Origin of the sequence: Segniliparus rotundus DSM 44985 (assembly GCF_000092825.1) — a bacterium.
GTDB lineage: Bacteria > Actinomycetota > Actinomycetes > Mycobacteriales > Mycobacteriaceae > Segniliparus > Segniliparus rotundus.
Genome location: NC_014168.1, coordinates 3,049,412 through 3,074,694 on the forward strand (window position 1 = coordinate 3,049,412; position 25,283 = coordinate 3,074,694).

Below are 25,283 nucleotides of genomic sequence, written 5' to 3' on the forward strand. Positions count from 1 at the left end.
CTTTTTATTCTATCTGAACAGCTGGAACAATATCTTTTGAGCATCCCTGTGCGATAATTCGGGGCTTTTTATTTCGCGCAGATTTCCCGCGCGGCCTCTGTCATCGCCCTGCCCGCGGCGTTCTTGCGCTTGCCAGCTGCCGTGTAATTCGCCCGCACATCCGCCGGGGGCGGATTTTCTTGGGTGTGCGGCAGGATTTCTTCGACCACATCCGCGTACTGGCCGATGGCGTCGCCGTTCTCGCGCACCGCGGCGGCGAGCCGCGGGGCGTCGGTGATGTTCTTCGCCGCCTCGCCGAGCAAATCCTGCATCTGCCGCCAAAGCCCCACCTGTTGGCGGGTGTTCGCCCGCGCCTCGTCGAACGAGACCTCGGGATCGTTGAGCGCTTTGACTTTGTTGTCGAGGTCCTCGAACCGTTTCGTGGCAGCCGCCAGCACGAGACAGCCTTTCGGGCGGGCGGGGTCCGCCCCCGCGAACGGGGCAGCGAGGGCCAAACCCATCAGAACGAACACTGCCGTCGCCGTTCGCATTGTCGTCATTCGCTTCGCGCGCATCCGTCCAGTATTACGCGGCCAAGAGCATCGCGAGAACGGCGGCGTCCGGATCGTCGAGCGCTTTGTCGCCCATTTTGCTCACGAGAGAAGTGACCGCGCCGTCCCTGTCCGCCTCCACCCACGCCGCACGGTGCTCCAAACCGAGGTACGGCAGGCCCGGCAAAAGCAAGCAACCCGAAGCCGCCCCCTCGCATTCCGGCAGCGAAGGGGTGGTCTCCGAAGGCGGGTGCAGCAGCAGCAACGCTGGCGGGCGGCGTTCGGCGAGGCACCCCGGGGCGAGCGCGCCGTCGCCGAGCAGCCCGCCTTCGGCGAGCAACAAGCCCACCGCGTTCTGCGCCGGCGCCCCGTCCGAACCACTCGGGGCCTGCGCCTCTTCCGGGCGCTCCTCCCGCGCGCCGAACACAGTGGTTGTGGCGAGCAGCCCAGGCACGCTCGCGATCCTGACAGCGATGGTCAGCAAGTGCAGCCATTCTTTCGTGTTCTGCGGCCACCGGCCGGACACGAGGAAACCTTGCAACGCGCCCTCTGCTGCGAATGCGGCGATCTCGACAGGGTCTTCCATTGGGGAATGATGCGGGAAGCGTCCTTTAGCACACAAGATCCTGCGAGTGCTAAACGACGAAAGCCCTGTTCGGAGACCTCCGAACAGGGCTTTCGTGGCGTGTCTCACACTCCGGGGGAACTCAGCGCCTTGCTGAAGCGGGACTGGACGTCCTCCCAGTTGACAACGTTCCACACCGCTTTGATGTAGTCGGCCTTGACGTTCTTGTACTGCAAGTAGAACGCGTGCTCCCACACGTCGACGCCGAGCAGCGGAACGATGCCGAGCGGCACGTTGGCCTGCTGGTCGTAGAGCTGGAAAGTCAGCAGCTTCTTGCCGATCGAGTCGTAGCCGAGCCACGCCCAGCCAGAGCCCTGCAGGCCGTTCGCCGCGGCGGAGAACTGCGCCTGGAATTTGTCGAACGAGCCGAACTGGTCGTCGATCGCCGAGGCAAGCTCGCCCGTCGGCTTGTCGCCGCCGTTCGGGGAAAGGTTCTTCCACCAGATCGAGTGGTTGGTGTGGCCGCCCAAATGGAACGCGAGGTTTTTCTCGTTCAAGAAAATGGCGGCGTGGTCGCCCGATTCGCGGGCCGCCTCCAACTTCTCCAGCGCGGCGTTGGCGCCAGCGACATACGCCGCATGGTGCTTGGTGTGGTGGATCTCGTTGATCTGGCCGCTGATGTGCGGCTCAAGAGCGCTGTAGTCGTAGTCCAGGTCGGGCAAGCTGTACGTTGCCATGAGTTTTCTCCTCACTGAGTGACGTTGTTCCGACTCGAAGTCCCCACGCGCAGAACGTGGATCACCGCTTGTCTTTCTCCAACTTAGTCGCACTCGTGCGGGGCGCGAAAAACCGAGGGTCGGACGAATTTTTTTCTTCGGCTGCCCGAAAAACCGCCTCTTGGATTCGGCGTACGATATGCGTATGTCTCTTTTGTCCGGTTGGCGCGTGAACGCGAAACTGACTGTGATCTCGCCAGAAGACGCCCTCCCCGGTCGCGACCTCCCCGTCTTGCGGGGCGGGAGGAGCTTTTTCGGCGGAACGCCCCTGGACCCGCTCACGGCTTCCGATCACGGTCCGCGCAATCCCCAATGGCCGACGGACGTCGAGACCGCGGTCTTCGGCGGCGGCTGCTTCTGGGGCATGGAAAAAGCCTTCTGGCAGCTGCCCGGGGTGTTCACCACGGCGGTGGGCTACGCGGGCGGCACGACCGCCAACCCCACCTACAAGGAGGTCTGCTCCGGCCGCACCGGCCACGCCGAAGTCGTGCTCGTCGCCTTCCACCCGGATCAGATCTCCTACTCGGAGCTGTTGGCGACGTTCTGGGAGTCGCACGACCCCACCCAAGGGATGCGGCAAGGCGCCGACATAGGCACGCAGTACCGCTCTGTCGTCCTGACTGTCGCCCCGCGCCAACAGGAGCTCGCCGAACAGAGCCGGGCCGCTTACCAGCAGGAGCTCAACAAGGAGGGGTACGGCCCGATCAGCACGGAGATCCGGCCCCTGCGCGCCCCGTCCGACTCGGACTGCGGCTTCTATTTCGCAGAACAAGACCATCAGCAGTATTTGGCGAAGAACCCCTGGGGATATTGCGGGCACGGCGGCACCGGCGTTTCCTGCCCGGTCGGCCTCGGCTCCGGCGCGCGCGGCCCCGCGGCCCAATAACAGGCGGGTCCGTCCCGAACCGGGCGCCCCGCCCGGCGACGCGCGGAGCGAACGCTTCTCTCGAAAACATGTTCGAAATGTTCTCCCTGTTGTGCTGTATGCTGGCTGCATGATGCGATTGCTGGCCGTTATGGTGGGTTCTCTGCGAGAAAGGGCTGTGGGCATGGCGAAGATCTTCGAGGGCAAGCCGCGCCTCGGCGGCGGACGGATCCGCCTGCGCAAGAAGCCCGCCGGGAAAACTGTCAGCGTCGTGCGGCTCGAAGGGGTCATCCGTGCCGGCGGCGGCCCGTTCGGGCGCGGAGCCCTGAACGCGCAGAACTTGGAGGCGCCGCTCGTGGACGCGTTCAGCGCGTCCGAGGCAGTCGCCGTGGCCATCGTGATTAACTCGCCCGGAGGCTCGCCCGCCCAGTCGGCCCTCGTGGGGGACCGCATCCGCCAGCTTTCCGCCAAGCATGAGAAACCCGTCCTCGCCTTCTGCGAGGACGTGGCGGCTTCCGGCGGCTATTGGTTGGCCTGCGCGGCGGACGAGATCTTCGTGTCTCCCGGGACTGTCATCGGGTCCATCGGGGTCGTGTCCTCCTCCTTCGGGCTCACCGAAGCCATCGAAAAGCTCGGATTGGAGCGTCGCGTCCACGCCGCGGGGACGAACAAGGTCCGTTTGGACCCGTTCCTGCCGGAGAAAGAAGAGGACGTGAGCTGGCTGTCGGGGATGCAGGCCGACATCCACCAAGTGTTCATCGACTGGGTGAAAACGCGGCGCGGGGCGAAACTCGCAGGGAAGGACGACGAGCTGTTCAACGCGGACGTGTGGATCGGCAAGCGCGCGGTCGAGCTGGGCGTCGCGGACGCGGTCGGCAGTTTGCACAGCGTCCTCGCCGAGCGCTTCCCCGAGGCGAAGCCGCATGAGATCAAGCCCAAACAACAGTTGCTCCAGCGACTCGGCCTCACCGCCTCGGTCGAAGACATGACGTTGCGCGCGTTGGACGGGGTCGTGTGCGCAGTGGAGCGCCGGGCGATGTGGTCGAGGTTCGGGCTATGACTTTTCCGCAACCGGCAGGCCCGCCGAGCCCCCAACGCCCGCACCTGCCCGGATTGTCCGGGCATTGGCCCAGCCAGCCCCCGCCGATCCCACCGGACAGGACGCCGACCCAGCCCGCGCACGGGCCCAATCCCCGCATCCCCGTGATCCCTCCCGGTTACCGCTGGCAGGCGTCGCGCCCGCCGAGCGCAATACCGCCCCGAACCCGGCCGCCCCGGCCCCCCTCGCCCACGCCCCGGTACGCCTCGCCGCCCAGGTGGGGCCTGGTCCAACATTTCCCGCACACCCCGTCCGGCGTGGCAGCGCACGAGAAACCGGCCCGCACGGCCCTGATCGAGGCCGCGCTGGCGGCCCTCGCGGGGCTGCTCGGGCTGTTCGCGTTCTCCGAGGCATTGCGCTACGCCCTCGCCTTCTACGGCAGGGAGCACCTGCTGCCCGGCCCGGTCGTCGCGGCCTCCGGCGCCCTCCTCGGTTTCGCGTTCTGGGCCTCGCTCGTTCTGATCGTCGCCACTCAAGGCGCGCTTGCTTGGTGGCTGTGGCTGGAGCGCGAAATCGCCTACACCGCCAACAACCGCGTCGACCCCCGGCGTTGGTGGGAGATTCTCCTGCTCGCGGCAGCGCCCGCGGTCAATGTCGTCACGCTCGGGGTGTTGCTCAAAGAATTGCTGGCCGAGCACGAGCGCGGCGGCAGGCGCGCTTGGCAGTCCGCGTTGCAGTCGTGGTGGATCTGGTGGGCCGGGGCGCACCTGGCGGTCTTGGGCCTCGCGCTGTGGCTTTTCGACACGTCCGTCCAAGCGCGGACGGAAGCGCTCCTGCTCGGAGCCGTCGTCGGCGTCGTGCTGGTCTTCCTCGCTGTGCGCACTCGCGCGCTCGTGGTCGCGATCGACTCGAGCAGCGACCCCGCAGCCGCAGACCAAGCAGACCGGCCCGTCCGATGGGTCATCGCCGCCGGCGCGGCGAAGGCTCCCGAATCCGCTCCTGCCGAATAAGGCTCAGCGCATGCCCGAGGTTGTTGCGCACCGAGGCGCGTCCGGGGAGCTGCCCGAGCACACCTTGGCCGCGTACGAACGAGCCCTCGAACAGGGCGCGGACGGTCTTGAATGCGATATCCGGCTGACCGCGGACGGCGTCCTTGTCTGCGTGCACGACAGAACGACGGCGCGAACTGGCTCCGGAAATCTCGTGGTGAGCACGTCCGGCTTCGAACAGCTGGATCAGCTCGACTACGGCAGCTGGCACCCCAGCGGGCAGCCCGCGAAGCTTGTCACCTTGGACGCGCTCATCGAACTCGCGGTGTCGCACACGTCCCGACCAGTCACCGTGTTCATCGAGACGAAGCACCCGGTCCGTCAGGGGGGCGGGCTCGAACGTGCGTTGGCCCAGACACTCGCCAGGTTCGACCTCTTGAAAAGCTCCCCGCCGAACCGGACGCGCGTGGTGATGATGTCGTTCTCGGCGCTCGCCGTGCGTCGAATGCGCCGATTGGCGCCGAATGTGCCCCGCGCGCACTTGGCCGAATCGACCCTGCAACTGCTCGGCCCGAGCGCCGATTTCGCCGAGGGGGACATTCTGGGCCCATCCGTCCGATTATTGCGAAACGCTCCCGAACTCGTGGCGCGCGCCGCAGGACGGGGAAAAGCTGTCTATTGCTGGACGGCAGACCAACCCGAAGATGTGCTGCTGTGCCGCGAGCTCGGCGTGCGATGGGTCGCGACGAACTGGCCGCGGCGCGCCAAGGAACTCCTCGCCGGTCCACCATGACATGCTGCGGGCCGAGCGCCCTTCGCGACGCGGCGAAGGGCGCTCGGCCGCGAAGCCTTCCGCCCAGTCCGCCACCAACGGTGACAGCCTCAGCTCCGAAGGCGCCGACGCAAGCCTTGCTCCGCCAGACTCACGCTTGATTCAGAGGAGTCCGCCAGCAACAGGAGGATGGTCGTCCGAGGTTTTCGGGTCGCTCAGTTCGCGGGCGACCCACTCCTCGACGTCGAACCAGTTGTCTTTGGCGCGCTTGGCGATGCGCAGCAGCGTGGTCGCCGTGGAGACTTCCTCCACCTGCTCTTTGAGGAACCAGTGGGTGAACTGCTCGCCAAGGGAGTCGTGCTCGTCCTTGGCCGTGCGGAAGAGCCGGTCCCACTGCTCGGTGACCTCTTTCTCGTTCGCCAGGAGGAGTTCGATCGGCTCCATGAAGTTCTCGAAATCAGACTTGACCGCCTGCACGCCGCCGAGCTCCACATGCACGTCTCGGTCGATGAGGTACTTGGTCGCGGCCAACGCGTGGTTGCGCTCTTCGAGAGCTTGCCGGTAAAAGAATTTCGCAAGCTGCGGCAAATCAAGGTCGTCGTAATAAACCGCAATTGCGACATACTGGTGCGAGGACGTGAATTCGTGACGAATCTGCTCGTTCAACAAGGCGTTGAATTTTGATCGGGAGTTGCCATATTCGTTCATGTCCAACACTTTAGCGCAGGTCAGAGCGCCTGTCATCCAAGTATCGCCTTACTAAGGATAAGCTTATCCTTAATAAGTAAAACCTGATTTTGGATAGCCTTACTTATTTATTTGAGAATATTTTCCGAACCCCGCCAGAACAAAAACGCGGCAGAACGACACATGCAACACGAACAGTGCTCCCAAGAACACGGGTGCGGCACTCGAATACAACCTGCGGCACAGCGCCTGCGGCGGCCGCGCGGATCCCGTCTATCAGCGGACGAGGCTCGGCCAGTTGTCCGGCAGCGGGTCTTGGCCGGCTCTGCGCAACTGGTCGGGGGCGAGGCTCGCCGCCCACAGCGTCCTCCTCACCCCACGCCACGCGTCGGTCGTCTCGGACCCGGCGAAAGGAAACCCGAGGCGACGGGCGACACGGGCGGAAGGGATGTTGCCGGACAACGCCCGCCACCGGTCTCATCGCTTGGCCTCCCCCGCGAACGCCACCCGCAACAGGTGCGCGACCTCAACCCCCATCACCATGCCGGCCAGCTCAGCGTATGTCCCCTGGAACGTCGGGCCGTGCGCGGGGGCGCCCGAGTCGAAGTGGTGCGCGAGTTCGTGCAGGACCACCAATTCGCGCATGGCCCATGTGCTGTCAGGGACGGCGAGCACCCCGCCTTCCTCAGTGCGCTCGTAATGTGCGGCTCGGTGGCCTTTGCGCTCGCGGACCGCGACCGAGGCGCCAGCCTCCGGCCAACGCGCGCGCAGCGAAGGCAACACCAGGACGTCGCCGACATAGCGGCGCAGGGACTCGATGGATGCGAATTTCGCCTCCGGGGGAAGCGTCAACCGAGCGCCGAAGAACACCACTTCGCGTGAGCCTCCGCGTTCGGCATTGTCGAAAAGAGCATGCACCAGCCGCTGCGCGGCGTACACGCCCGCCCGCCCGTCGTCTCGCAGCGTCATCCCAACACGCTCACCTGCCAAGGGCGCGGCGCGCGCTGGCGAAAGCGGCCTGCGCCCCGATGCGCGCGCTCGACCCGGCGCGCTCGCCAGCCCGTTGCGAGCGCGCGCACCACGCGCTGCCCGAACTGACCGCCCGCCAACTGCCCCGAGCTTTCGAAGTCTGCCGATAGAAATCTGCGAGCTCCAGCTCCTTGTTGCTCAGCGCCAGCTCGGTGGAGCTGGCGCGGCGGAATCCGCGTTCGAACAGGGAGGCGCCCGCGGCCCGCTCGGCCTTGCGCGCCTGACGCTCCGCCTCCTCTCGGGCCGCCATCAGGCGCGCCCCGATCCGGTCCGCGAAAGCGAGCTGGAAATTCAGCCGCGCAGTGATCTTCGGCGTCGGGTGGTGCGCCCCAGAAGCCAGATACGACGCGCAGGACTTCGCCATCTGCACCATCAGACTGGCGTAAAGCGCCTCGGTCGCGTCAATGTCCTCGGGGAAGCCGAACGCGATCAGGTAGGTGGCATCGCGGGCGACATCGCATTGCACCCGGTTCGCCCGCCCGATGTTGCTGAACAGGGCCACATAGGTGCGCAGCCCTTTCGAGCCGCGCTCCCCGACCAGCACCGTTCGCTGTTGCGGCGCGGCGCTCTTCGCCTGTCCCGCGCTGTGCGTGCGAGCGAGGGCCAGGTCGATCGAGGCCGCTGTCGCCAAACGCTGCGCGGCGGCGAGGAAAGCCTCCGCCTCGTGCTCGTTGTCGGTGCCTTCCGCTTGGCGCAGCAGCGCGGCGACCCTCGCGAGACTGCGTTCGTCGTGGTTGGTCATGGAACTAGCCTAAAGCCTGCGGCGAGGGCGGGGGCGGGATCAGCCCGCCAGACTGCCAGGGAACAAGTACTCGTCTTTCGGCCGCTCGCCGCTGTGGAACCAGGCCTGGAAGAATCCGCCCAGATCCTTCTTGGCGGTCTGTTGCGCATACTGTTCGAACTGCGCCCACGAGGCGTTGCCGAACCTGTGGCGCGCAGGCCAGCCGCGCAGAATGTCACTGAACGCCTTTTCGCCGATCATCCTGCGCAGCGCATGCAGAGCGAGTTGGCCTTTGTCGTACACGCCTTGCCCGTTCATGATGTCGCCGGCGGTGCACTCGTCTTCCCTGCCGTCGCACATGTCGGTGAGCAGATGCCCCCAATACGCTTGGTCGTCCCACTGCTCCTGCACATGGTCGCGGTATTTCTGGTCCAGGTCCGCGCCCTCTTCCGACTCCTCCCACATCCATTGCAGGTACGAGGCGAAGCATTCGTTCAAACAGATGTCGCGCCATTGGCGCACCGAAACCGAGTCTCCGTACCACTCATGGGTGTTCTCATGGACGATCACACTGACCTCTTTGCCCGGATCTTCCCACGTCGAGACGTAGACGGGACGGGTTTGCGTCTCCAAAGCCCCGCCGAAATTCTTGTTCCCCAGCCCAGGGTCGATGAATATCCCACCAGCGGCGACATGCGGGTACGGGCCGAGCTTTTCCTGCAAGAACGCCATGATCTCCGGGTATCGCGCCGCCGCGTCGTGGACGAAGTCCGGCTGGTCCGGATTGAGGGCGATCACCACAGGCTGCCCGGTGGGCAGAACCGAGCGGCGCACGTCGAAATGGTCGACGGCGATGGGCACGAGGTAAGTCGCCACGGGGTTCGGCTCCTTCCACACCGAGGTGGCCCAACCGTCCTTGACGACAGCGGGGGCCTCCAGGCCGCCGCCGATCCCGACCCAGCCTTCCGGCACGGTGAGGGCGAGGGTGAAGGGCGCCTTGTTGTCCGGGGTGTTGTTCGACGGGAACCAGTATTCGGCCCCGTCCGGCTCGCCGAACTTGGCAACGCCGCCGCTGGAGGTCTGAACCCAGCCCGGAAGCTCCGATTTGCCCATCGCCGCCGCCTGCTCCTGCTCGTTGAAGGAGTAGGTGATGGCCGCGGTGAACGTCGTGCCGCTCGGCAGGGGGCGGTCCGGGGTGACGACCAGCTTGGCCTGCTCCGCTGGCTCGGCCGCGGCGGGTTTCCCATTGACCACGGCCTGAACTGGGCCGAGATCGGCGAAATCGAGGTCGAAGGAGCGCAGCTCTTGGGTGGCGGCGGCGGTGATCGTCATCGTTGCGTCCACCTGCTTGGAGTCCGGGTCGAGCCGCAACGCCAGATCATAATGCCCGACCCGGTAGCCGCCGTTGCCGTCCTGGGGGAAATACGGGTCCCCTGCCGTGTCCGCGCCCGGCGCGGGCGCCGCCGAGGCAACGCGGGACCCGAGCGGCAGCAACGCCCCGGACATGGCCAGGGCGCAGGACAACAAGAGGCAGCGAGCTCGGGGGGCGCGGATTCTCACACCAGCAGCCTAACGGACAATGGCCACTGTGCGTTCGCCCGAAACCCTCGTCCTGCCCAAAACCCTCATCTTGCTCCGCCACGGCAAATCCGGCTATCCCGCTGGGACCGCGGACCACGAGCGTCCGCTCGCCGATCGGGGCTGGCGGGAAGCGGGGCTGGCGGGCGCGTGGCTGCGCGGCGAGGGCTTCGACATCGACCAGGTGCTGTGCTCGACCGCCCGACGCACACGGGAGACCTTGCAAGCCACCGAAGTCAAGGCTGCGGCGCAATTCCACCCGCGCCTCTACGGGGCGAGCGATGTCGAGGTGGTGGGGCTGGTCGCGGAGCTTCCCGAGAGCGTCGCCACCGCTCTGGTGGTGGGCCACCACCCCGGCATGCCCCAGACGGCCGAGGCGTTGCACGAGCTCGCCGCGCGCCACGCCGGTTCCGCCGGGGCGGGGAACCCCGCCCTGGCGCGCCTGCTCGAAAAATACCCGACCAGCGCGCTCACCGTGATCCGCGTCGCGGGCAGTTGGGCCGAGCTGCCCGTGCGCGGCGGCGAGGTGGCGCAATTCCACATTCCGCGTTAGCCCGCGGGCGGCTCATGCCTCGCGCGGGGGGTGTTCCTCCGCTTTGCGCCGGACCAACCGGAACCCGAGGGCTGCTGCCGCCACCCATGCCACGCCCACAGCGAGCACTGCGCGACCAGCTTCGGAGCAGCCTTCCTCGAGGAGCACTGAAGCCAGCAGGAGCCCCGCGAAGGCGGTGGACCAGGGGGCGAGCGGCAATCGGAATTCGGCCGCCGCCGCTCGGCGCGCTGCCACCGCGCGCCGATAGCCCAGGTGCGAGGCGAGGATCAACCCCCACACGATGACGATGCCGATCGTGGCGAGCGAGATGAGCACGGACCACGCCGCCTGCGGCGCGAACAGGTTCGCCCCGACGGCCAGTGCCATGACGAGCGCGGAGACGGCCAGCGCCTTGGCGGGCACCCTGCGCGCGGAAAGCTCGCCCAGCGGACGCGGCCCCTCCCCGCGCAGAGCGATGGCCCGGAGCAAGCGCGCCGTCGAATACATGCTGGCATTGCAGGAGCTCGCCGCGGCGGTGAGCACCACGAAGTTCACCACGCCCGCCGCGAACGGCACGCCCGCGTCCAGGAACACGGCGACGAACGGGCTCTGCCCCGGTTGGTACGAGCGCCAGCCGCGCAGGCAGAGGAGCACGGCGAGGGCTCCGAGGTAGAACAGGGCAATGCGCAGAGGAATGCTGGTCACGGCCTTGCGCAAGGTGCGTTTCGCGTCCCGCGCCTCGCCAGCGGTCAGTCCGACCTGTTCGACCCCGGCGTACGCGAAAAGCGCCAACGGCAACGCGGCGAACACCACGGACGACCCGTTCGGGAAGATTCCGCCGTCCCGCCACAGGTTCGCGACGCTCGCGCCAGGCACCGCCAGCAGCTGCGGGACGGGCAGCAGCGCCCAGACCCCGAACACGATGAGCGCGAGAATCGTGGCCGCTTTCATACCCGCGAACCAGAACTCCGTCTCGCCGTACACTTTGGCGGAGGCGAGGTTCACCAGCGCGAGCGCGGCGATGAAACCGAACGCTGCCGCCCAGACCGGGACCGCGGGCCACCACAATTGCAGGTATTTCCCGGCAGCGGTCGCCTCGGCCGCGCACCCCACCGACACTGTGACCCAGTAGGTCCAGCCGCTGAGAAAACCGGCGAACCCGCCCAGGAATTCCCTGGGGTACTCGTACAGGCTGCCGGAGGTCGGCCGATAGTCGAGCAGTTCGCCGAGGGCGCGACTGATGACGAGGATCGCCAGCCCGGCGACGGCGAAGACCAGCAGCAGCGCGGGCCCGACATCGTGGATGGCGGTCCCAGTGCCGTAGAAAAGCCCGGTGCCGATGGCGCCGCCGACGGCCATCATCCGGATCATTCGGACTGAGAGCCCGCGCCGGTAGCCTTCGAGGGAGGGGGAGGCCCCGCTCATAGGCCGCTCAGCGCAGCAACGCCCGCGACATCACCAACCGCTGGATCTGGTTCGTGCCCTCGTAGATCTGTGTGATCTTCGCGTCGCGCATCATGCGCTCCACGGGGAAGTCGCGCGTGTACCCAGCGCCGCCGAGGACCTGGACCGCGTTCGTGGTGACTTCCATCGCGACGTCCGAGGCGAAGCATTTCGCGGCGGAGGAGAGCGCTGTGGAGCCAGCCGCGCCGCGCTCGGCCCGTTCGGCCGACGCGTAGACCATGAGCCGCGCGGCCTGGATTTTCATCGCCATGTCCGCGAGCATGAACGACACCCCTTGGAATTCCGTTGTGGCACGGCCGAACTGTTTGCGCTCCTTGGCGTACGCGACCGCGATGTCCAGCGCGCCTTGGGCGATGCCCACCGCCTGCGCGCCGATGGTCGGCCGGGTGTGGTCGAGGCTTTGCAGCGCAGTTTTGAACCCGGAGCCCGGCTCACCGATGACGCGGTCCCCTGGGATCTTGCAGTGGTCGAAGAGCAGCTCGACGGTGGGGCTGCCCTTGATGCCCATCTTCTTCTCTTTGCCGCCCACCGAGAATCCCTCGTCGTCGCGGTGCACGATGAACGCGGAAATGCCGTGCGCGCCCTTGTCCGGGTCGGTGACCGCCATGACCGTGAACCAGGTGGACTCGCTGCCGTTGGAGATCCAGCATTTGGAGCCGTCGAGGACCCAGTCGTCGCCAGCGGCGCGGGCCCGTGTGCGCATGGAGGCCGCGTCCGAGCCGGCCTCTCGTTCGGAAAGCCCGTAGGAGGCGAAAGCCTCGCCCGACGCGATGGAGGGCAGCACTTTCTTTTTGAGCTCTTCGGAGCCGTTGAGGATGAGGCCCGTCGTGCCGAGTTTGTTCACGGCGGGAATGAGGCTGGAGGACGCGCAGACGCGGGCGATCTCTTCGACGACCACGCAACAGGACACCGCGTCGGCGCCCTCGCCGCCGTACTGCTCGGGGATGTGCGGGGCGGAGAAACCGTTCTTGGCGAGGGCTTCGGCCGCTTCGCGCGGGAAACGCTCGTGTTCGTCCACGTCGGTGGCGTGAGGTTGGATTTCTCGTTCGGAGAGCGCTCGGACAGCGGCTCGCAACTCTTCCTGCTCGTCGCTCAGGGCGAATTGGAGTGGCGCGGGGGTGTGGGACACGATTGTGCATTCCTCATTTCAGCTCGGTTGCGATGCCAGCTCGGCGGGGCCGAAACCGGCTCGACGGGTGAACGCCGGTTCACATGGACACATTCTAGCCGGTGCCTTACGGTGGACGCATGTCTGTGACGGTGGTGGACCATCCGCTCGCCTTGGCGCGCCTGACCACCCTGCGCGACGAGCGGACCGGCAACGCCGCGTTCCGCGCCGCGTTGCGCGATCTGACGCTGATCCTGGTCTATGAGGCGACGCGGGCTCTGCCGAGCGAGGAGCTGCGTGTGCGCACGCCGCTCGCCCAGACCACGGGGTTCCAGCTCGCCGAATCGCCCCTGCTCGTCCCGGTGCTGCGCGCCGGGCTCGGCATGGTGGACCAAGCGCATGCGCTGATCCCTGAGGCGCAAGTCGGGTTCGTGGGCGTCGCTCGCGACGAGCGCACCGCACAACCAGTGCCGTATTTCGCTTCGCTGCCGGAGGATTTGAGCAACCGGCCTGTTTTTGTGCTCGACCCCATGCTCGCGACTGGTGGTTCGATGGCGCACACCCTCGAACTGCTCCGCGCGCGCAAGGCCGACAATCTCACCGTGGTCTGCGTGGTCTGCGCCCCGGAGGGCGTGGCGGCGCTCGAGGCGCTCGACATTCCTGTGCGGCTGGTCACCGCCGCAGTGGATGAGGGCCTGAATGCCCAGCAGTACATCGTCCCAGGGCTCGGCGACGCCGGGGATCGGCAGTTCGGCGCACGCTAGCGCAGCATGCGCTCTCTTGTCGATGTCCTCGGCAACGCGGGCACGCCGGAGCCCTTTGCCGGAGTCAGCCGATAAAAAGCATGTCGGAGAGAATATTTCCGGATTGCGACGTTCGCGCAGACGCACCCTTGCCTTGCAGGCTAACCTGGGCCTTGACGCAGGCCGTGTTGCGACGGCGAACCCGCGGAACCATCCCGGCCACCTGGCGCAACGACCGCGCCGACCAACAGCCGCACCGACTTCGGAGGAAAACAGCACTATGGCTTCTGACCCCCTCGCCCAACCGCTCACGCTGCCGTGCGGCCAGGTGCTGCCGAACCGGCTGATGAAATCAGCCCTCAGCGAGACGCTCGGGGACCGCGACGGCGCGCCCACCCCTGCGCTGCTCAGCCTGTACGAACGATGGGGCGGCGGCGGTTACGGCCTGGTGGTCACCGGCAACATCATGGTGGACTCGCGCCACCGGGGCGAGCCGGGCAATGTCGTGGTCGAGGACGACCGGCACTTGGCCGGGCTCTCCCGTTGGGCGAAGGCCTTCCAAAACCGCGCCGAAGCGCCGCTGTGGGGGCAAATCAACCACCCAGGGCGGCAGGCCATGAACTTCGCCAACAAAACCCGGCCCGTCGCGCCGAGCGCGGTGAAGGCGAACATCCCCATGATCGCTTCCACGCCGAGGGAGCTGCGCGGCGAGGAAATCGAAGACATCCTCGACCGCTATGCCACGACCGCGGCTGTGCTGGAGGCCGCCGGGTTCCACGGCGTGCAACTGCACGCGGCCCACGGCTACCTGATAACCCAGTTCCTCTCGCCGCTCGCCAACAAGCGGACGGACGAATGGGGCGGGGACCCCCAGCGGCGCCAGCGGTTCCTCATCGAAGCGGTGCGCCGGGTCCGCTCGCGGGTCAGCCCCTCGTTCGGGGTCGGGGTGAAACTCAACTCGGCCGACTTCCAACGCGGCGGCTTCTCGGAAGAGGAGTCGCGGGAAGTCGTCCGGGCGCTCTCGTCCGAATCGTTAGATCTCATCGAGATCAGCGGCGGCAACTACGAGTCGCCCGCGATGGTCGGCCAGGCGAAGACAGCGGCCGCGAGCACGGTTGCGCGCGAGGCGTACTTCCTCGAATACGCGAAGACCGTGCGGGAGCACGCTGGCTCGGTCCCGCTGGCGGTGACCGGGGGCTTCCGCAGCAAAGCCGCGATGGCGGAGGCGGTCAGCTCCGGAGCCGTCGACGTCGTCGGGCTCGGCAGACCGGCTGTCTCAGAGCCTGAGGCGGGGAACGCGTTGCTCACGGGCGGCGCGCAACGGCTCGGCTCGTACGGGGCCCGAGCCGGATTGCGCCCCCTCGTCGGCAAGGTCACGGACCTCAAACAGCTCGACAGCGTGCTCGACCTGCAATGGCACACGCAGCAATTGCGCCGCATCGGCGAGGGGAAAGAGCCGAAACTCAGTCAGAGCTGGTGGGAAACCATCGTCACCATGATGCTCACCTTGGGGCCGAAGGCGTTCCAGGTCCGACGCGGCCGTTAGTCAGCCCTCTCTGACCGGCCCTGTCTGCTCAGCCTTGTCCGGCCAACGCTGGCGCACCGTCTCTTGCAGCGCGGCGTTTTTCACCGCGACCACATCGACGAGCTCGGCGGCGAAATCCGTGAGCTTCGCGCGCAGCGAAGCGTCCGAGGCGGCCAAGATCCGCACAGCGAGCAGCCCCGCGTTGCGGCCCGCGCCGACCCCGACAGTCGCCACCGGCACCCCCGCTGGCATCTGCACGATGGACAGCAACGAGTCCAGCCCGTCGAGCTTCTGCAACGGCACCGGCACGCCGATCACTGGGAGCACGGTCGCCGAGGCGACCATGCCGGGCAAGTGCGCGGCCCCGCCAGCGCCAGCGATGATGACCCGCACACCGCGCTCCTGCGCCTCGGCCGCGTAGGCGAGCATGCCTGCCGGGGTGCGGTGCGCCGAGACCACTCGCGCCTCGAACCCGACCCCGAACTCCGCGAGCGCCTGGGCGGCGGGCTCCAACACCGGCCAATCCGAGTCGCTGCCCATAATCACACCAACGAGTGTTTGCGTCATGAGGCCACCTTATTCCCCAGCTGAGAGCCAGCGCGCCGCCCGCTCGGCTTCTTGCCGCACCGCGTCGAGGTCCGCCGCCCGGCCAGTCAGGTTGACGTGCCCGATCTTGCGCCCTGGACGTGGCTCTTTGCCGTACAAGTGGACTTTGACCCTCGGCGAGCGCCCCATCAGGTGGTGCACTCGCTCGTCCATGGACATCCCGTTCGTCGCCGAGGAGCCCACAATGTTGGCCATCACCGTCACCTCCGCGAGCGGGGACGGGTCGCCGAGGGGGTAGTCCAGCACCGCGCGCAAATGCTGCTCGAACTGGCTCGTCGTCGAACCGTCCATCGTCCAGTGCCCGCTGTTGTGCGGCCGCATCGCAAGCTCGTTGACGAGGATTCGGCCGTCGGCCGTCTCGAAAAGCTCCACCGCCATCACCCCGACCACGCCGAGCTCTGTGGCGATGTCGATCGCGAGCTTCTGCGCTTGGGCGGCCAGGCTCTCGTCGAGGTTCTGCGCGGGCGCGATCACCACCGTGCACATGCCGTTCTCCTGCACCGTCTCCACCACTGGCCAGACGCAGACCTGGCCGAGCGGGGAGCGCGCCACCATCGCGGACAGCTCGCGCTTGGCCGCCACCTTTTCCTCGGCGAGGACGTCCTGACCTGCCTCCAACAGCTGGGCGACGACCTCGCGGGCCTCCTCTTTGCTCTGCGGGAACCAGACGCCCCGCCCGTCATAGCCGCCGCTCGCCGTTTTCAGGACCAGCCCGGAGCCGGGCCACGGGCACGCTTCGGGGTCCTCCACTCGCCAAAAACCCGGCGCGGGAGCCCCGAACTCGGCAAGCCGTTCCCGCATGAGCAGCTTGTTCTGCGCGAACCGCAGGGCCGAGGCGGACGGATGCACCGCGACGCCCTGCGCCTCCAACGCCACCAACACGTCCTGCGGAACCTGCTCGTGATCGAAGGTGAGCGCGACCGCCCCCTGCGCCGCCCGGCGCAAAGCTTCCAGCTCGCTCGCCTTCCCGAGCACCACGTCCGGGCTGATTTGCGCCGCTGGATCGTCAGGGCGCTCAGCCACGACGCGCAGACCTCGGCCCAGCGCGATCGCGGCTTGATGCGTCATGCGGGCCAGCTGGCCGCCGCCCACCATCGCCACCAGGGGTTGTTCGGAGGAAGTCACCCAGACAGCATAGAGAGGTACACTCTGCCCCTATGCCCGACACCGACCACGAAACGTCAGAGCCGGCCGAGCTGATCGAGCGCGCTGTGCTGCGGCTGCTCCCGAGGCCCCTGCAAGCGCTGCTCCTGCGTCACCACGAACTGATCAAGTTCGGCGTGGTCGGGGCCACCACCATGGTGTTCGACATGGCGGTGTACTACGCGCTCATCTTCACTGTGATGCCCACGAAGCCGACGGTCGCGAAAATCTTCTCCGGGGTGCTCGCGACAGTGCTCAGTTACATTCTCAACAGCGAGTGGTCGTTCAAGCACCGCGGCGGGCGGCAACGGCACCATGAGGCGCTGCTGTTCTTCGGGATCAGTGGGATCGGCGCGCTGCTCGGGGCCGCGCCGCTGTGGGTGGCGAACAATCTCTTCCACATCCGCCACGGCGGCTCCTGGATGCACACCGTGCTTGTGGACTTCGTGCTCGCGTACATCATCGGCAATGTGATGCAGATGGCATTCCGGTTCTGGGCGTTGCGCAAATTCGCGTACCCGGTCCTTTTGGACGACCTGCCGGCCGACGAGACGGCAGAGTCGGCGGACACGGCCGCGTCCCTCGGACCCTAGGCGGCCGCTTCGGCCGCCTGATTCGCGGCGCCGATCGGCGAGACGCGGCGGCGGGCCTCACACGTCCAACCCCAACAAGGCGTTCTCCACGACCTCGGTCAGGGCGGGGTGTATCCAGTACTGCCCGCGCGCCATACTGCGCACGTCGAGCCCGAACGAGAGTGCCTGCACCAGCGGTTGGAGGAGCGTCGAGGCCTGCGGGCCGAGCACATGCGCCCCGAGCAGGCGCCCCGTGCCGCGTTCTGCGACGAGCTTGCAGAAGCCGGTCGTGTCTTCCATCGCCCAGCCGTACGCGACGTCGCCGAAATTCTGGGTCTTCACCGCGATGTCCAGGCCCTGATCCCTGGCCTCTTGCTCGGTGAACCCGACAGCGGCGATCTGCGGATGGGTGAACACGGCGGCAGGCACGAAACGATGGTCGAACGCCTCGAGCTCAGAGCTTTCCCAGCCGCGAAGCAGGTTCGCCTGGACCACCCGCGCCTCATGGTTCGCGACATGCTTGAGCTGGTGGGGCGAGCTGACGTCGCCGAGGGCCCACACGTCTTCGGCCGCGGTCCGGCCATGCTGGTCGACCACGACCCTGCCCGCGTCGTCGAGCTCGATCCCGACCGAGGCGAGGTTCAGCCGGTCCCCGTTGGGGCGGCGCCCAGTCGCCACGAGCAGCGCGTCCCCGCTCGCCCGTGTTCCGTCCGAGAAAAAGAGCGTGGTCTCGCCCGCGACGTGTTCGACTGATGCGACCTCCGCGCCGAGGCGCACGTCCCATTTCCCCTTGGCGATCTCGGTGAACCGCTGGGAGACGTCGTGGTCTTGGCGGCGAAGGAGGGCTTCGCCCCTGGTGGCGACAGTGACTCGCGACCCGAGCGCGGAGAAGACATGCGCGAACTCCGCCGCGATGTAGCCGCCGCCGAGCACGATGAGGCGTTCAGGCAGCTCGGGCAGCCGCATGATGTCCTCGTTGGTGTGGAAGGGAGCCGCGCTTTTCACCACAGCGTCGGGGACCACTGGCCGCGCCCCTGCGGCGATGACCACTCGCTTGGCGAGCACTTCGTCGCCCGCGCCGGTCGTCAGCCGGTACGCGCCGTCCTCGGCTCTGCCCGCGAACCGCACCGGGGAGGTGTGGAGGTCGATATTCGGGCAGTCCTCGGCCCGGTAGCGCTTCCCGCCGGAGGAGATCGGGTCGATCCGGCCGAAGACCCGTTCGACGATGGACGGCCAGTCGACGCGATCCATACTCGCGTGCAGCCCGTAGCGCGCGGATTCGCGGATGTCCTCCGCGACGTCTGCGGCGTAGACGAACATCTTCGTCGGTATGCAGCCGACGTTCAGGCAGGTGCCGCCGTAGACCCCGGATTCAAAGATGGCGATCCGCCAGGAGCCGAACCTCTCGTCCGGGATGGAATTGCCGCTGCCAGAACCGATGATCGCGAGGTCGATAGAGGTCACACGGCGATTGTAGCCCTCAGTCCTCGTCCTTGGCCCAAGGCGGGATCGGCGGGCCGTCGCCGCCGAAACGGCCAACCGGAGCCGCGGGGGCGGCCGGTGGCGGAGGGGTCGCGAACGGCGAGGTCGCGCCGAACGGCGGCCCCGCGTGCTGCGGCGGCGGGGAGGCGAACCTCGGCCCGACTGGCGGCAGGGGGGCGGCGCGCTGGCCCTCGTGGACCCTGAGGCGCGCCTCGTGCGGGTCGCGGACGCACCGCATCGTCAACGGCCGCAAGGAGCCGTGCCTGACCACCAGAGCGCCGAGGCCGAAGACACGGTCGCCGATCCCCTGCCGCAGCCGCAAGGCGTTGACCTTCCCGAGGGGGACGTCGACCTTGCTCCGCACGATCCAGCCGCGCTGGACGACAGCACGCTGGTCGGTGATCCAGTAGCGCGTGGCGCGCCAGCGCGCGAACCCGACGAGCAGGAAGAGGAGGAAGACGGCCGCGCCGACCACCTCCAGCACGAGGCCGTGTCTTTTGTGCCGGGCGGCCACCTTCGCCGCGGCGTGGGCGTACTGGGCGGCGTGCTCGAAGCCCAAGCCCGCCAACGCCACGCCGAGCACCAGGCCGACCACGGCGAAGCCCGCGAAAAACTTCCAATGCGGCTTGGCCTCGACCACCACGCGCTCGCCGGACGCGAGCCAATCCTCCCGCGCTCCGGCAATGAAATCTGCCTCTGAAGCCATCCGCTGCCTCCTATGCCCGTCCGCTGTGCCCGTCAAGGTCGAACACTTCCCGGTACAGCATAGCGTGGACCTGTTCGACATGAGGAATGTCTTCGAACTCGAGCGGCTCGTCCGAAGCCGACTCCACCACCAGGACGCCGGTGCGCAGGACCCGGTCGAGAAGGCCGTGGCGGAATTCCACGCTCGCGATGCGCGACAGCGGGATGTCGACGCCGGTGCGGGTGAACACCCCGTGCCGATATGCCACCCGCTTGTTCGTCACGAAGAAGTTCGTGGTGAGCCAGTCGATGAAACGCACGACGCAGAACAGGGCGACGAGGACGGCGTAGACCGCCGCCGCGGCGATGGTCGCGGCGGTGTTCGCGGACCCGCTGGTGCGCTCGTCCACGAAGTACAAGGCCACGCCGAGCGCGGCGCTGGCGAGGAGGAAGACCAGGATCGGCCGGAACAGCCATTTCCAATGCGGGCGGGTGCGGAGCTCGATCCGCTCGTCCGGGGCGAGCCACCGCGGCCCTTTCCCCCTGCTCCCTGTTCGCCGCGCGCTCATGCAGGGCCGACCGGCCGCACATGCTGGACATCGCCCGCGTCGACGACACGAGCAGTCCCGTCGGCCAAGGCGACCACGAGCCTGCCGTGGTCGTCGACCGAGCTGGCCCGGCCGAAGATCTCATTGCCGCCGGGCAACGCGACCCGCACGTCCTGCCCGAGCGTCGAGCAGTGCGCCCGGTACGCGTCCGCGAGGCCGGGGTCCTGGGCCAGCCACCGGTCCAGGCCCCGGTCGAGCTCCATGAGCAGGAGCGGCACCAACTGTTGGCGCGCGGCCGCGACCTGCTCGATCCGCAGCGAGGTGGCTGTGGGCACGGGCAGCTCGTCCTCGTGCTGGTCCACGTTCAACCCGACGCCGACGACCGCCTCGTCCGCTTTCGGGCTGAGCTGCACGAGGACCCCGGCGATTTTGCGGTCGCCGACAAGCACGTCGTTCGGCCATTTCAGACTGGGCTCGGGCACCGGTACCCCGGAGATGGACCGGTAGGAGTCGAAATACTGGGCGAGCATGGCGCCGACGGAAAGCCCGACGGCCAGCGGAAGCCACCCGAGCTCCGGGCCGCCCGCGCGCGCGGAGCGGTCGAAGGCCACGCCGAACGAGAGCGCGATCTGGGTGCGGGGCGGGGCCTCCCAGCGGCGGCCCAATCGGCCCTTGCCCTGTGTCTGGTGGTCCGCGATGAGCACACGCCGCGCGATAGGCCCTCGGGCGGCCCGTTCCAAAAGATCGGCGTTCGTCGACCCCGTCTCCTCGATCACCTCCACCGACTCCCAGCCCAACGGGGGGGAGTTTGAGAGATACTGGCGGAGCTGCGCTGCGCCGAGCGGCTCACGGGGATCTTTCTCGGTCATGCAGCCAGCCTACGATATGATGGTTCCCCATGACCACCGCTGAACATGTCGAAGCGCCGAGCATCCACACCACTGCGGGCAAGCTCCACGAGATGCGCCAGCGTCTCAGCGAATCGCTGCACCCGGTCGGCGAGGCCGCCGTCGAAGCGGTGCACGCGAAAGGCAAACTGACCGCGCGGGAGCGGGTCGACCAGCTCCTCGACCCCGGTTCGTTCGTAGAGTTCGACGCCTTGGCGAAGCACCGTTCCACGAACTTCGGCATGGCCAGCAAGAAACCGCTCGGCGACGGCGTCGTCGCGGGCTACGGCACCGTCGACGGCCGCGAGGTCTGCGTGTTCGCCCAGGACCCCACGGTGTTCGGCGGCAGCCTCGGCGAGACGCACGGCGAGAAGATCACCAAGATCATGGACCTCGCGATCAAAACCGGTCGCCCGCTCATCGGCCTCTACGACGGCGGCGGCGCGCGCATCCAGGAAGGCGTCGTGTCACTGGCGCTCGCCGGCGAGATCTTCCACCGCAACGTGCGCGCCTCGGGCGTGATCCCGCAGATCTCGGTCGTGCTGGGCGCGGCCGCGGGCGCGGCGGTCTACTCCCCCGCGCTGACCGACTTCATCGTCATGGTGGACAAGACCAGCCAGCTGTTCATCACCGGCCCGGACGTCATCAAGACGGTCACCGGCGAAGAGGTGACCATGGAGGATCTGGGCGGCGCGAACACGCACATGACCAGGACCGGCACCGCGCACCACGTCGCACCGGACGAGGACGAGGCCTTCGAGTTCGTCAAGGAGCTCTTGTCGTACTTGCCGAACAACAACCGGGCCGAGGCTCCGCGCTACCCGCACGAGCATCCGGTGACGTTCCCCATCGAGCATTCGGTGACTCATGAGGACGAAGAGCTCGACACGATCATCCCGGACTCCCCCAACCAGCCGTACGACATGCGCGACATCATCAACCGGATCGTGGACGACGGCGAGCTTCTGGAAATCCAACCGGCCCGCGCCCAGAACGTCATCGTCGGCTTCGCCCGCGTCGAGGGCCGCTCGGTCGGCGTCGTCGCCAATCAGCCTTTGTTCCTCGCCGGATGCCTGGACATCGACGCCTCGGAGAAAGCCGCTCGGTTCATCCGCACCTGTGACGCGTTCGGCATTCCGATCCTTTCGCTCGTGGACGTGCCCGGCTTCCTCCCCGGCACCGACCAGGAGCACGAAGGCATCATCCGCCGAGGCGCGAAACTCCTGTTCGCTTACGGCGAGGCGACCGTCGGCAAGATCACGGTCATCACCCGCAAAGCATACGGCGGCGCCTACCTCGTCATGGGCTCCAAGCACATGGGCGCGGACGTCAACCTCGCCTGGCCGACGGCGGAGATCGCCGTCATGGGGGCCTCGGGCGCTGTGAACATCCTGCACCGCAGGCAGATCGCTGAGGCGGCCAAGCAGGGCCAGGACGCCGAAGCGTTGCGTCAGCAACTCCAAGAGGAATATGAAAACGCCCTGCTCAACCCCTATGTGGCCGCCGAACGCGGCTACCTCGACTCGGTGATCCTTCCGTCGCACACCCGAGCCCAGGTCTCCGTGGCCCTGCGTGTGCTCGAGCGCAAGGTGGCGCCGCTCCCCCCGAAGAAACATGGCAACATCCCCCTCTAAGCGCACACTGCCCCGGTTCGTCGCGCCGCTCCTGGTGATCGTGGCGGGCGTTGTCGTGATCGGTCTCATCGCGACGCTCACCACGAAGCCGCCGCGCAGCCAAGGGCTCGGCGACGACTTCCTCTGGGGCGTCGCTTCGAGCGGATTCCAATCCGAAGGGAACCCGCCCGACAGCAACTGGACCCGCGCCGCGAACTCGCCCTTGGTCAGCGACCCGGTCGGCACGTCGGTGGACTTCCGCCACCGCTACAAAGACGACATCGCCCTCGCCAAAGACCTGGGGGTGAAGGTCTACCGGATCGGGATCGAATGGTCCCGCCTCGAACCCCGGCCCGGCCAATTGGACGAGGCCGAATGGGCGTACTACGACGACGTGGTCAAAACCATCAAAGACGCGGGCATCCGCCCAATGATCACGATCGACCACTGGGTCTATCCCGGCTGGGTCGCCGACCAGGGCGGCTGGACGAATCCGAAGACCGTCGAGGACTGGACCGTCAACGCGTCCCGTGTCATCAACCGTTTCGCCTGGGCGGACCCGCTCTGGGTCACCATCAATGAGCCTGTCGCCGTCGTTGTGGAAGAACTGTTGTTCCACCATCTGCCAGCCGGCCAGGTCGCTGGGATCGCTGACCGGCTCGTCACGGCGCACAACAACGCCTACGAACGCATCCACGCCGCGCAACCAGGCGCGATGGTCACCAGCAACGTCGCCTACCTGCCCGGTCCGGGGCTGGAGGACCAGGTCGACGTGCTGACGGTGGACAAGATGAAGCTGGACTACATCGGCGTCGACTACTACTACGCCTCCGGGCCCCCGGCAGGCGCCACCCTCGACGACTTCCTGAGCAACCCGTCGATGTTCACCGCCGCCTCCAAACCTTGGGAGCAGCAGCTCCAGCCCGAAGGCGTGTATTACGCGCTGCGCCATTACGCCAGACGCTTCCCCGGCAAGCCGCTCTACATCGTGGAGAACGGGATGCCGACCGAGGACCACAAGCCGCGCGCGGACGCCGTCACGCGGGCCCAGCAGATCCACGACACCGTGTATTGGGTTGGCCGGGCGAAAGCCGACGGCATGCCCGTGATCGGCTACAACTACTGGAGCATCACCGACAACTACGAATGGGGCAGCTACCACCCCCGCTTCGGGCTGTACACCGTCGACGTGGCGACCGACCCGACCCTGGCCCGCGTGCCCACGGACGGCGTCGCGGCGTACCGGAAGATCATCGCGGAGCACGGCGTGCCCGCTTCGAGCGAGCCGACCCTCAAACCGGTCCCCTGTTCCCAGGTGGACGCCCCGTCGAGCTGCGAAGACCCGGTCCGCCTGCGGCGCTGAGCGCGGCCGTCACGAGACGACAGCCGTCACGAGACCAGGCGGCCCCGCACATACACCTCGCTGATCGCTTCTTCCTTCATCCCCATGATGAGCGAGAACAGCAGCTGTTCGGCCTCCAAGTCGCGGTGCTCCTTCGGGACGACCTTCTCAATCAGTTCGTCCAACCAGGGCTGGTCCTGTGTGCGCACCACGAGGAAGTCCGCTTCTTTGCCCGAGTCCAGGCTGCCGATGCGCTCGTCCAGGCACAGGGCTTTGGCCCCTGCGACGGTGGCGGTGTACAGCAATTCCGCAGGGTGCAGCGCGACCTGCGCTGCGCCCTGCTCGTTCATGTGCACCTTGTAGCAATCGTTGAGCACCCTCGTCAGCAGCCATTCGTCCCCGCCGCCGATGTCGCTGCCCAAGGACACCGTCGCACCGCTGGCCACAGTCCTGCGCCACGGCATCGTGCCCGAGCCCAAGAAAAGCTGCGACGTGGGGCAGTGCGAAATCGCGGTGCCGGTCTGCGCGATCCTCGCCAGCTCCGCGTCTGTGGCGTGGACTGTGTGCGCGAGCACCGCTCGCGGACCGAGGAAGCTCAACCCGCCCGGCCTGGACCCCGGCAAAAACTTCCCGTCGTACACATCCAGATACGAATCCGTCTGGAACAGGCGTTTGGTGCTGTCCACCTCGCCCACGCCAGGGCGGTTGTCCTCGCTGAAGTGGGTTTGGAAATACACCCCGGACCCGCGCGCCTCGTGGTAGAGGTCGCCCAGCTCGGCCAACGTCTTCGGAGTGACCGACAACGCGAAACGCGGAGTGATCGCCACATGCAGCAGGGCCGTGGCCGCATTCCCGGTGTCTTTCGCGTGCCAGCGGGAGATCTCTTCCCGAGTGAGCGAAATAGCCTCGTTTTCACTGGTCAAAAGTTTTTTTGCGGTGGGCGGGCCACTCGTTTGAATCGTCCGGCCGCAAATCATGCGCAGCCCGCGGTGATGCGTCGCGGCGAACAGGGCGTTCTGCGCGGCGGGGAACGCGCTGCCGAAAACCAACGCCGTCGTCGTGCCCACCGCGATCCTGCGCGAGCAGAACGCCCACGCCGCGTCGGCGGCGACATTGGGGTCGGCGAAGCGGGATTCCGTTGGGAAAATGTGCCGGTCCAGCCAATCCAACAACTGGCCGCCGACGTAGAGACCGGTCGAATGCACCTGCGGGAAATGGATATGCGTGTCGATCAACCCCGGCAACAGGTAGCCGGGCCGATGGTCGCGAACCGCCCACGAGCGGCACTGGTGCGGCAGCGCGCTGTACGGCCCGCTGTACGCGATCCGGCCCTCGTCGTCCACGGCGAGGGCGCCGTCCTCGACGGAAATCAGGTGCTCCCTGGCCGTTTCGAGTGTGGCCCGACTCGAAACATGCAGGATATGGCCACGCCGGACAATGCTCATATGCGCAGCCGGGTCCTTCCAACGTTGGTTTTCTGGCA

General features: G+C 67.2%; 27 protein-coding genes. 10 read left to right on the forward strand and 17 right to left on the reverse strand.

What is annotated here, in order from left to right:
- Positions 1-68: 68 nt before the first annotated feature.
- The 3 genes from SROT_RS14825 to SROT_RS14835 form a co-directional block, all read right to left on the reverse strand.
- Positions 69-539, reverse strand: coding sequence for a hypothetical protein (locus SROT_RS14825; protein ID WP_013139832.1), 471 nt, complete (start codon positions 537-539; stop codon positions 69-71).
- A gap of 25 nt (positions 540-564) precedes the next feature.
- On the reverse strand, positions 565-1,116 hold the full coding sequence (locus tag SROT_RS14830; RefSeq protein WP_013139833.1) for a hypothetical protein: 552 nt from the start codon (positions 1,114-1,116) through the stop codon (positions 565-567).
- Positions 1,117-1,220: 104 nt separating this feature from the next.
- On the reverse strand, positions 1,221-1,832 hold the full coding sequence (locus SROT_RS14835; protein WP_013139834.1) for a superoxide dismutase: 612 nt from the start codon (positions 1,830-1,832) through the stop codon (positions 1,221-1,223).
- A 160-nt stretch (positions 1,833-1,992) separates the two neighbouring features.
- Between SROT_RS14835 and msrA the strand changes: the two genes are divergently transcribed.
- The 4 genes from msrA to SROT_RS14855 all read left to right on the forward strand — a co-directional run bounded on the left by msrA (position 1,993) and on the right by SROT_RS14855 (position 5,557).
- A complete protein-coding gene (gene msrA, locus SROT_RS14840; RefSeq protein ID WP_425358189.1) occupies positions 1,993-2,757 on the forward strand; it encodes a peptide-methionine (S)-S-oxide reductase MsrA in 765 nt (254 codons plus the stop codon).
- A gap of 109 nt (positions 2,758-2,866) precedes the next feature.
- On the forward strand, positions 2,867-3,796 hold the full coding sequence (locus SROT_RS14845; RefSeq protein ID WP_148223468.1) for a S49 family peptidase: 930 nt from the start codon (positions 2,867-2,869) through the stop codon (positions 3,794-3,796).
- Complete coding sequence (locus SROT_RS14850) at positions 3,793-4,785, forward strand: DUF4328 domain-containing protein (protein WP_013139837.1); 993 nt, start codon at positions 3,793-3,795, stop codon at positions 4,783-4,785. The genes SROT_RS14845 and SROT_RS14850 overlap by 4 nt, the downstream gene beginning before the upstream one ends.
- Positions 4,786-4,795: 10 nt before the next feature.
- Complete coding sequence (locus SROT_RS14855) at positions 4,796-5,557, forward strand: glycerophosphodiester phosphodiesterase (RefSeq protein WP_013139838.1); 762 nt, start codon at positions 4,796-4,798, stop codon at positions 5,555-5,557.
- A 141-nt stretch (positions 5,558-5,698) separates the two neighbouring features.
- Here SROT_RS14855 and SROT_RS14860 read toward each other — a convergent pair whose 3' ends face one another.
- The 5 genes from SROT_RS14860 to SROT_RS14880 form a co-directional block, all read right to left on the reverse strand.
- Positions 5,699-6,244 (reverse strand): ferritin, encoded by a 546-nt coding sequence (locus SROT_RS14860; protein ID WP_041408132.1) that lies wholly within the window; start codon positions 6,242-6,244, stop codon positions 5,699-5,701.
- Positions 6,245-6,499: 255 nt separating this feature from the next.
- The gene (locus SROT_RS14865) at positions 6,500-6,685 is read right to left on the reverse strand and encodes a hypothetical protein (protein ID WP_041407407.1); all 186 of its coding nucleotides are present in this window, start codon (positions 6,683-6,685) and stop codon (positions 6,500-6,502) included.
- A 15-nt stretch (positions 6,686-6,700) separates the two neighbouring features.
- Positions 6,701-7,192: a TIGR04338 family metallohydrolase gene (locus SROT_RS14870; RefSeq protein ID WP_013139840.1), complete on the reverse strand. Its 492-nt coding sequence runs from the start codon at positions 7,190-7,192 to the stop codon at positions 6,701-6,703.
- Between the two features lie 10 nt (positions 7,193-7,202).
- Positions 7,203-7,994, reverse strand: coding sequence for a DUF2786 domain-containing protein (locus SROT_RS14875; RefSeq protein WP_013139841.1), 792 nt, complete (start codon positions 7,992-7,994; stop codon positions 7,203-7,205).
- Positions 7,995-8,033: 39 nt separating this feature from the next.
- On the reverse strand, positions 8,034-9,479 hold the full coding sequence (locus SROT_RS14880) for a M1 family metallopeptidase (protein ID WP_049773469.1): 1,446 nt from the start codon (positions 9,477-9,479) through the stop codon (positions 8,034-8,036).
- A gap of 73 nt (positions 9,480-9,552) precedes the next feature.
- On the opposite strand from SROT_RS14880, the gene SROT_RS14885 reads away from it, so the two are divergent.
- Positions 9,553-10,104 (forward strand): SixA phosphatase family protein, encoded by a 552-nt coding sequence (locus SROT_RS14885; protein WP_013139843.1) that lies wholly within the window; start codon positions 9,553-9,555, stop codon positions 10,102-10,104.
- Between the two features lie 12 nt (positions 10,105-10,116).
- On the opposite strand, the gene SROT_RS14890 is transcribed toward SROT_RS14885, so the two are convergent.
- Entirely contained in the window at positions 10,117-11,508 is a 1,392-nt protein-coding gene (locus tag SROT_RS14890) for an amino acid permease (protein ID WP_013139844.1), read from the reverse strand.
- A 7-nt stretch (positions 11,509-11,515) separates the two neighbouring features.
- Positions 11,516-12,676: an acyl-CoA dehydrogenase family protein gene (locus tag SROT_RS14895; protein WP_013139845.1), complete on the reverse strand. Its 1,161-nt coding sequence runs from the start codon at positions 12,674-12,676 to the stop codon at positions 11,516-11,518.
- Positions 12,677-12,795: 119 nt separating this feature from the next.
- Between SROT_RS14895 and upp the strand changes: the two genes are divergently transcribed.
- On the forward strand, positions 12,796-13,419 hold the full coding sequence (gene upp, locus SROT_RS14900; protein ID WP_013139846.1) for a uracil phosphoribosyltransferase: 624 nt from the start codon (positions 12,796-12,798) through the stop codon (positions 13,417-13,419).
- A 259-nt stretch (positions 13,420-13,678) separates the two neighbouring features.
- Positions 13,679-14,944: an NADH:flavin oxidoreductase/NADH oxidase family protein gene (locus tag SROT_RS14905; protein WP_013139847.1), complete on the forward strand. Its 1,266-nt coding sequence runs from the start codon at positions 13,679-13,681 to the stop codon at positions 14,942-14,944.
- On the opposite strand, the gene purE is transcribed toward SROT_RS14905, so the two are convergent.
- Both purE and SROT_RS14915 read right to left on the reverse strand, forming a co-directional pair.
- The gene (gene purE, locus SROT_RS14910) at positions 14,945-15,490 is read right to left on the reverse strand and encodes a 5-(carboxyamino)imidazole ribonucleotide mutase (RefSeq protein WP_013139848.1); all 546 of its coding nucleotides are present in this window, start codon (positions 15,488-15,490) and stop codon (positions 14,945-14,947) included.
- Positions 15,491-15,499: 9 nt separating this feature from the next.
- Positions 15,500-16,654, reverse strand: a complete 1,155-nt coding sequence (locus SROT_RS14915) for a 5-(carboxyamino)imidazole ribonucleotide synthase (RefSeq protein ID WP_013139849.1) — start codon at positions 16,652-16,654, stop codon at positions 15,500-15,502.
- Between the two features lie 32 nt (positions 16,655-16,686).
- Between SROT_RS14915 and SROT_RS14920 the strand changes: the two genes are divergently transcribed.
- Positions 16,687-17,265, forward strand: coding sequence for a GtrA family protein (locus SROT_RS14920; RefSeq protein WP_013139850.1), 579 nt, complete (start codon positions 16,687-16,689; stop codon positions 17,263-17,265).
- A 57-nt stretch (positions 17,266-17,322) separates the two neighbouring features.
- Here the strand turns inward: SROT_RS14920 and SROT_RS14925 are convergent, their stop codons facing one another.
- Genes SROT_RS14925 through SROT_RS14940 form a run of 4 tightly spaced genes read right to left on the reverse strand, consistent with a single transcriptional unit; the run spans position 17,323 to position 20,827 of the window.
- The gene (locus SROT_RS14925) at positions 17,323-18,708 is read right to left on the reverse strand and encodes a mycothione reductase (protein WP_013139851.1); all 1,386 of its coding nucleotides are present in this window, start codon (positions 18,706-18,708) and stop codon (positions 17,323-17,325) included.
- A 16-nt stretch (positions 18,709-18,724) separates the two neighbouring features.
- Positions 18,725-19,432 (reverse strand): PH domain-containing protein, encoded by a 708-nt coding sequence (locus SROT_RS14930; RefSeq protein ID WP_013139852.1) that lies wholly within the window; start codon positions 19,430-19,432, stop codon positions 18,725-18,727.
- A 10-nt stretch (positions 19,433-19,442) separates the two neighbouring features.
- A complete protein-coding gene (locus SROT_RS14935; protein WP_013139853.1) occupies positions 19,443-19,979 on the reverse strand; it encodes a PH domain-containing protein in 537 nt (178 codons plus the stop codon).
- Positions 19,976-20,827: a biotin--[acetyl-CoA-carboxylase] ligase gene (locus SROT_RS14940; protein ID WP_013139854.1), complete on the reverse strand. Its 852-nt coding sequence runs from the start codon at positions 20,825-20,827 to the stop codon at positions 19,976-19,978. The genes SROT_RS14935 and SROT_RS14940 overlap by 4 nt, the downstream gene beginning before the upstream one ends.
- Before the next feature lie 29 nt (positions 20,828-20,856).
- Here SROT_RS14940 and SROT_RS14945 point away from each other — a divergent pair, with 29 nt between their 5' ends.
- Both SROT_RS14945 and SROT_RS14950 read left to right on the forward strand, forming a co-directional pair.
- The gene (locus SROT_RS14945; protein WP_013139855.1) at positions 20,857-22,479 is read left to right on the forward strand and encodes an acyl-CoA carboxylase subunit beta; all 1,623 of its coding nucleotides are present in this window, start codon (positions 20,857-20,859) and stop codon (positions 22,477-22,479) included.
- Positions 22,460-23,821: a family 1 glycosylhydrolase gene (locus SROT_RS14950; RefSeq protein WP_013139856.1), complete on the forward strand. Its 1,362-nt coding sequence runs from the start codon at positions 22,460-22,462 to the stop codon at positions 23,819-23,821. The genes SROT_RS14945 and SROT_RS14950 overlap by 20 nt, the downstream gene beginning before the upstream one ends.
- Positions 23,822-23,847: 26 nt before the next feature.
- Here SROT_RS14950 and SROT_RS14955 read toward each other — a convergent pair whose 3' ends face one another.
- Positions 23,848-25,245 (reverse strand): guanine deaminase, encoded by a 1,398-nt coding sequence (locus SROT_RS14955; RefSeq protein ID WP_013139857.1) that lies wholly within the window; start codon positions 25,243-25,245, stop codon positions 23,848-23,850.
- Positions 25,246-25,283 lie beyond the last annotated feature (38 nt).

Bases quoted from the DNA above. Each gene is read 5' to 3' on its own strand.
- SROT_RS14905 (WP_013139847.1), top strand. From the start codon at position 13,679: ATGGCTTCTGACCCCCTCGCCCAACCGCTCACGCTGCCGTGCGGCCAG.
- SROT_RS14890 (WP_013139844.1), bottom strand. From the start codon at position 11,508: ATGAGCGGGGCCTCCCCCTCCCTCGAAGGCTACCGGCGCGGGCTCTCA.
- SROT_RS14885 (WP_013139843.1), top strand. From the start codon at position 9,553: ATGGCCACTGTGCGTTCGCCCGAAACCCTCGTCCTGCCCAAAACCCTC.
- SROT_RS14935 (WP_013139853.1), bottom strand. From the start codon at position 19,979: ATGAGCGCGCGGCGAACAGGGAGCAGGGGGAAAGGGCCGCGGTGGCTC.
- SROT_RS14930 (WP_013139852.1), bottom strand. From the start codon at position 19,432: ATGGCTTCAGAGGCAGATTTCATTGCCGGAGCGCGGGAGGATTGGCTC.
- SROT_RS14860 (WP_041408132.1), bottom strand. From the start codon at position 6,244: ATGAACGAATATGGCAACTCCCGATCAAAATTCAACGCCTTGTTGAAC.
- SROT_RS14875 (WP_013139841.1), bottom strand. From the start codon at position 7,994: ATGACCAACCACGACGAACGCAGTCTCGCGAGGGTCGCCGCGCTGCTG.
- SROT_RS14940 (WP_013139854.1), bottom strand. From the start codon at position 20,827: ATGACCGAGAAAGATCCCCGTGAGCCGCTCGGCGCAGCGCAGCTCCGC.
- SROT_RS14835 (WP_013139834.1), bottom strand. From the start codon at position 1,832: ATGGCAACGTACAGCTTGCCCGACCTGGACTACGACTACAGCGCTCTT.
- SROT_RS14855 (WP_013139838.1), top strand. From the start codon at position 4,796: ATGCCCGAGGTTGTTGCGCACCGAGGCGCGTCCGGGGAGCTGCCCGAG.
- SROT_RS14880 (WP_049773469.1), bottom strand. From the start codon at position 9,479: ATGTCCGGGGCGTTGCTGCCGCTCGGGTCCCGCGTTGCCTCGGCGGCG.
- SROT_RS14830 (WP_013139833.1), bottom strand. From the start codon at position 1,116: ATGGAAGACCCTGTCGAGATCGCCGCATTCGCAGCAGAGGGCGCGTTG.
- SROT_RS14945 (WP_013139855.1), top strand. From the start codon at position 20,857: ATGACCACCGCTGAACATGTCGAAGCGCCGAGCATCCACACCACTGCG.
- SROT_RS14870 (WP_013139840.1), bottom strand. From the start codon at position 7,192: ATGACGCTGCGAGACGACGGGCGGGCGGGCGTGTACGCCGCGCAGCGG.
- SROT_RS14920 (WP_013139850.1), top strand. From the start codon at position 16,687: ATGCCCGACACCGACCACGAAACGTCAGAGCCGGCCGAGCTGATCGAG.
- SROT_RS14845 (WP_148223468.1), top strand. From the start codon at position 2,867: ATGATGCGATTGCTGGCCGTTATGGTGGGTTCTCTGCGAGAAAGGGCT.
- SROT_RS14825 (WP_013139832.1), bottom strand. From the start codon at position 539: ATGACGACAATGCGAACGGCGACGGCAGTGTTCGTTCTGATGGGTTTG.
- SROT_RS14850 (WP_013139837.1), top strand. From the start codon at position 3,793: ATGACTTTTCCGCAACCGGCAGGCCCGCCGAGCCCCCAACGCCCGCAC.
- SROT_RS14955 (WP_013139857.1), bottom strand. From the start codon at position 25,245: ATGAGCATTGTCCGGCGTGGCCATATCCTGCATGTTTCGAGTCGGGCC.
- SROT_RS14950 (WP_013139856.1), top strand. From the start codon at position 22,460: ATGGCAACATCCCCCTCTAAGCGCACACTGCCCCGGTTCGTCGCGCCG.
- purE (WP_013139848.1), bottom strand. From the start codon at position 15,490: ATGACGCAAACACTCGTTGGTGTGATTATGGGCAGCGACTCGGATTGG.
- upp (WP_013139846.1), top strand. From the start codon at position 12,796: ATGTCTGTGACGGTGGTGGACCATCCGCTCGCCTTGGCGCGCCTGACC.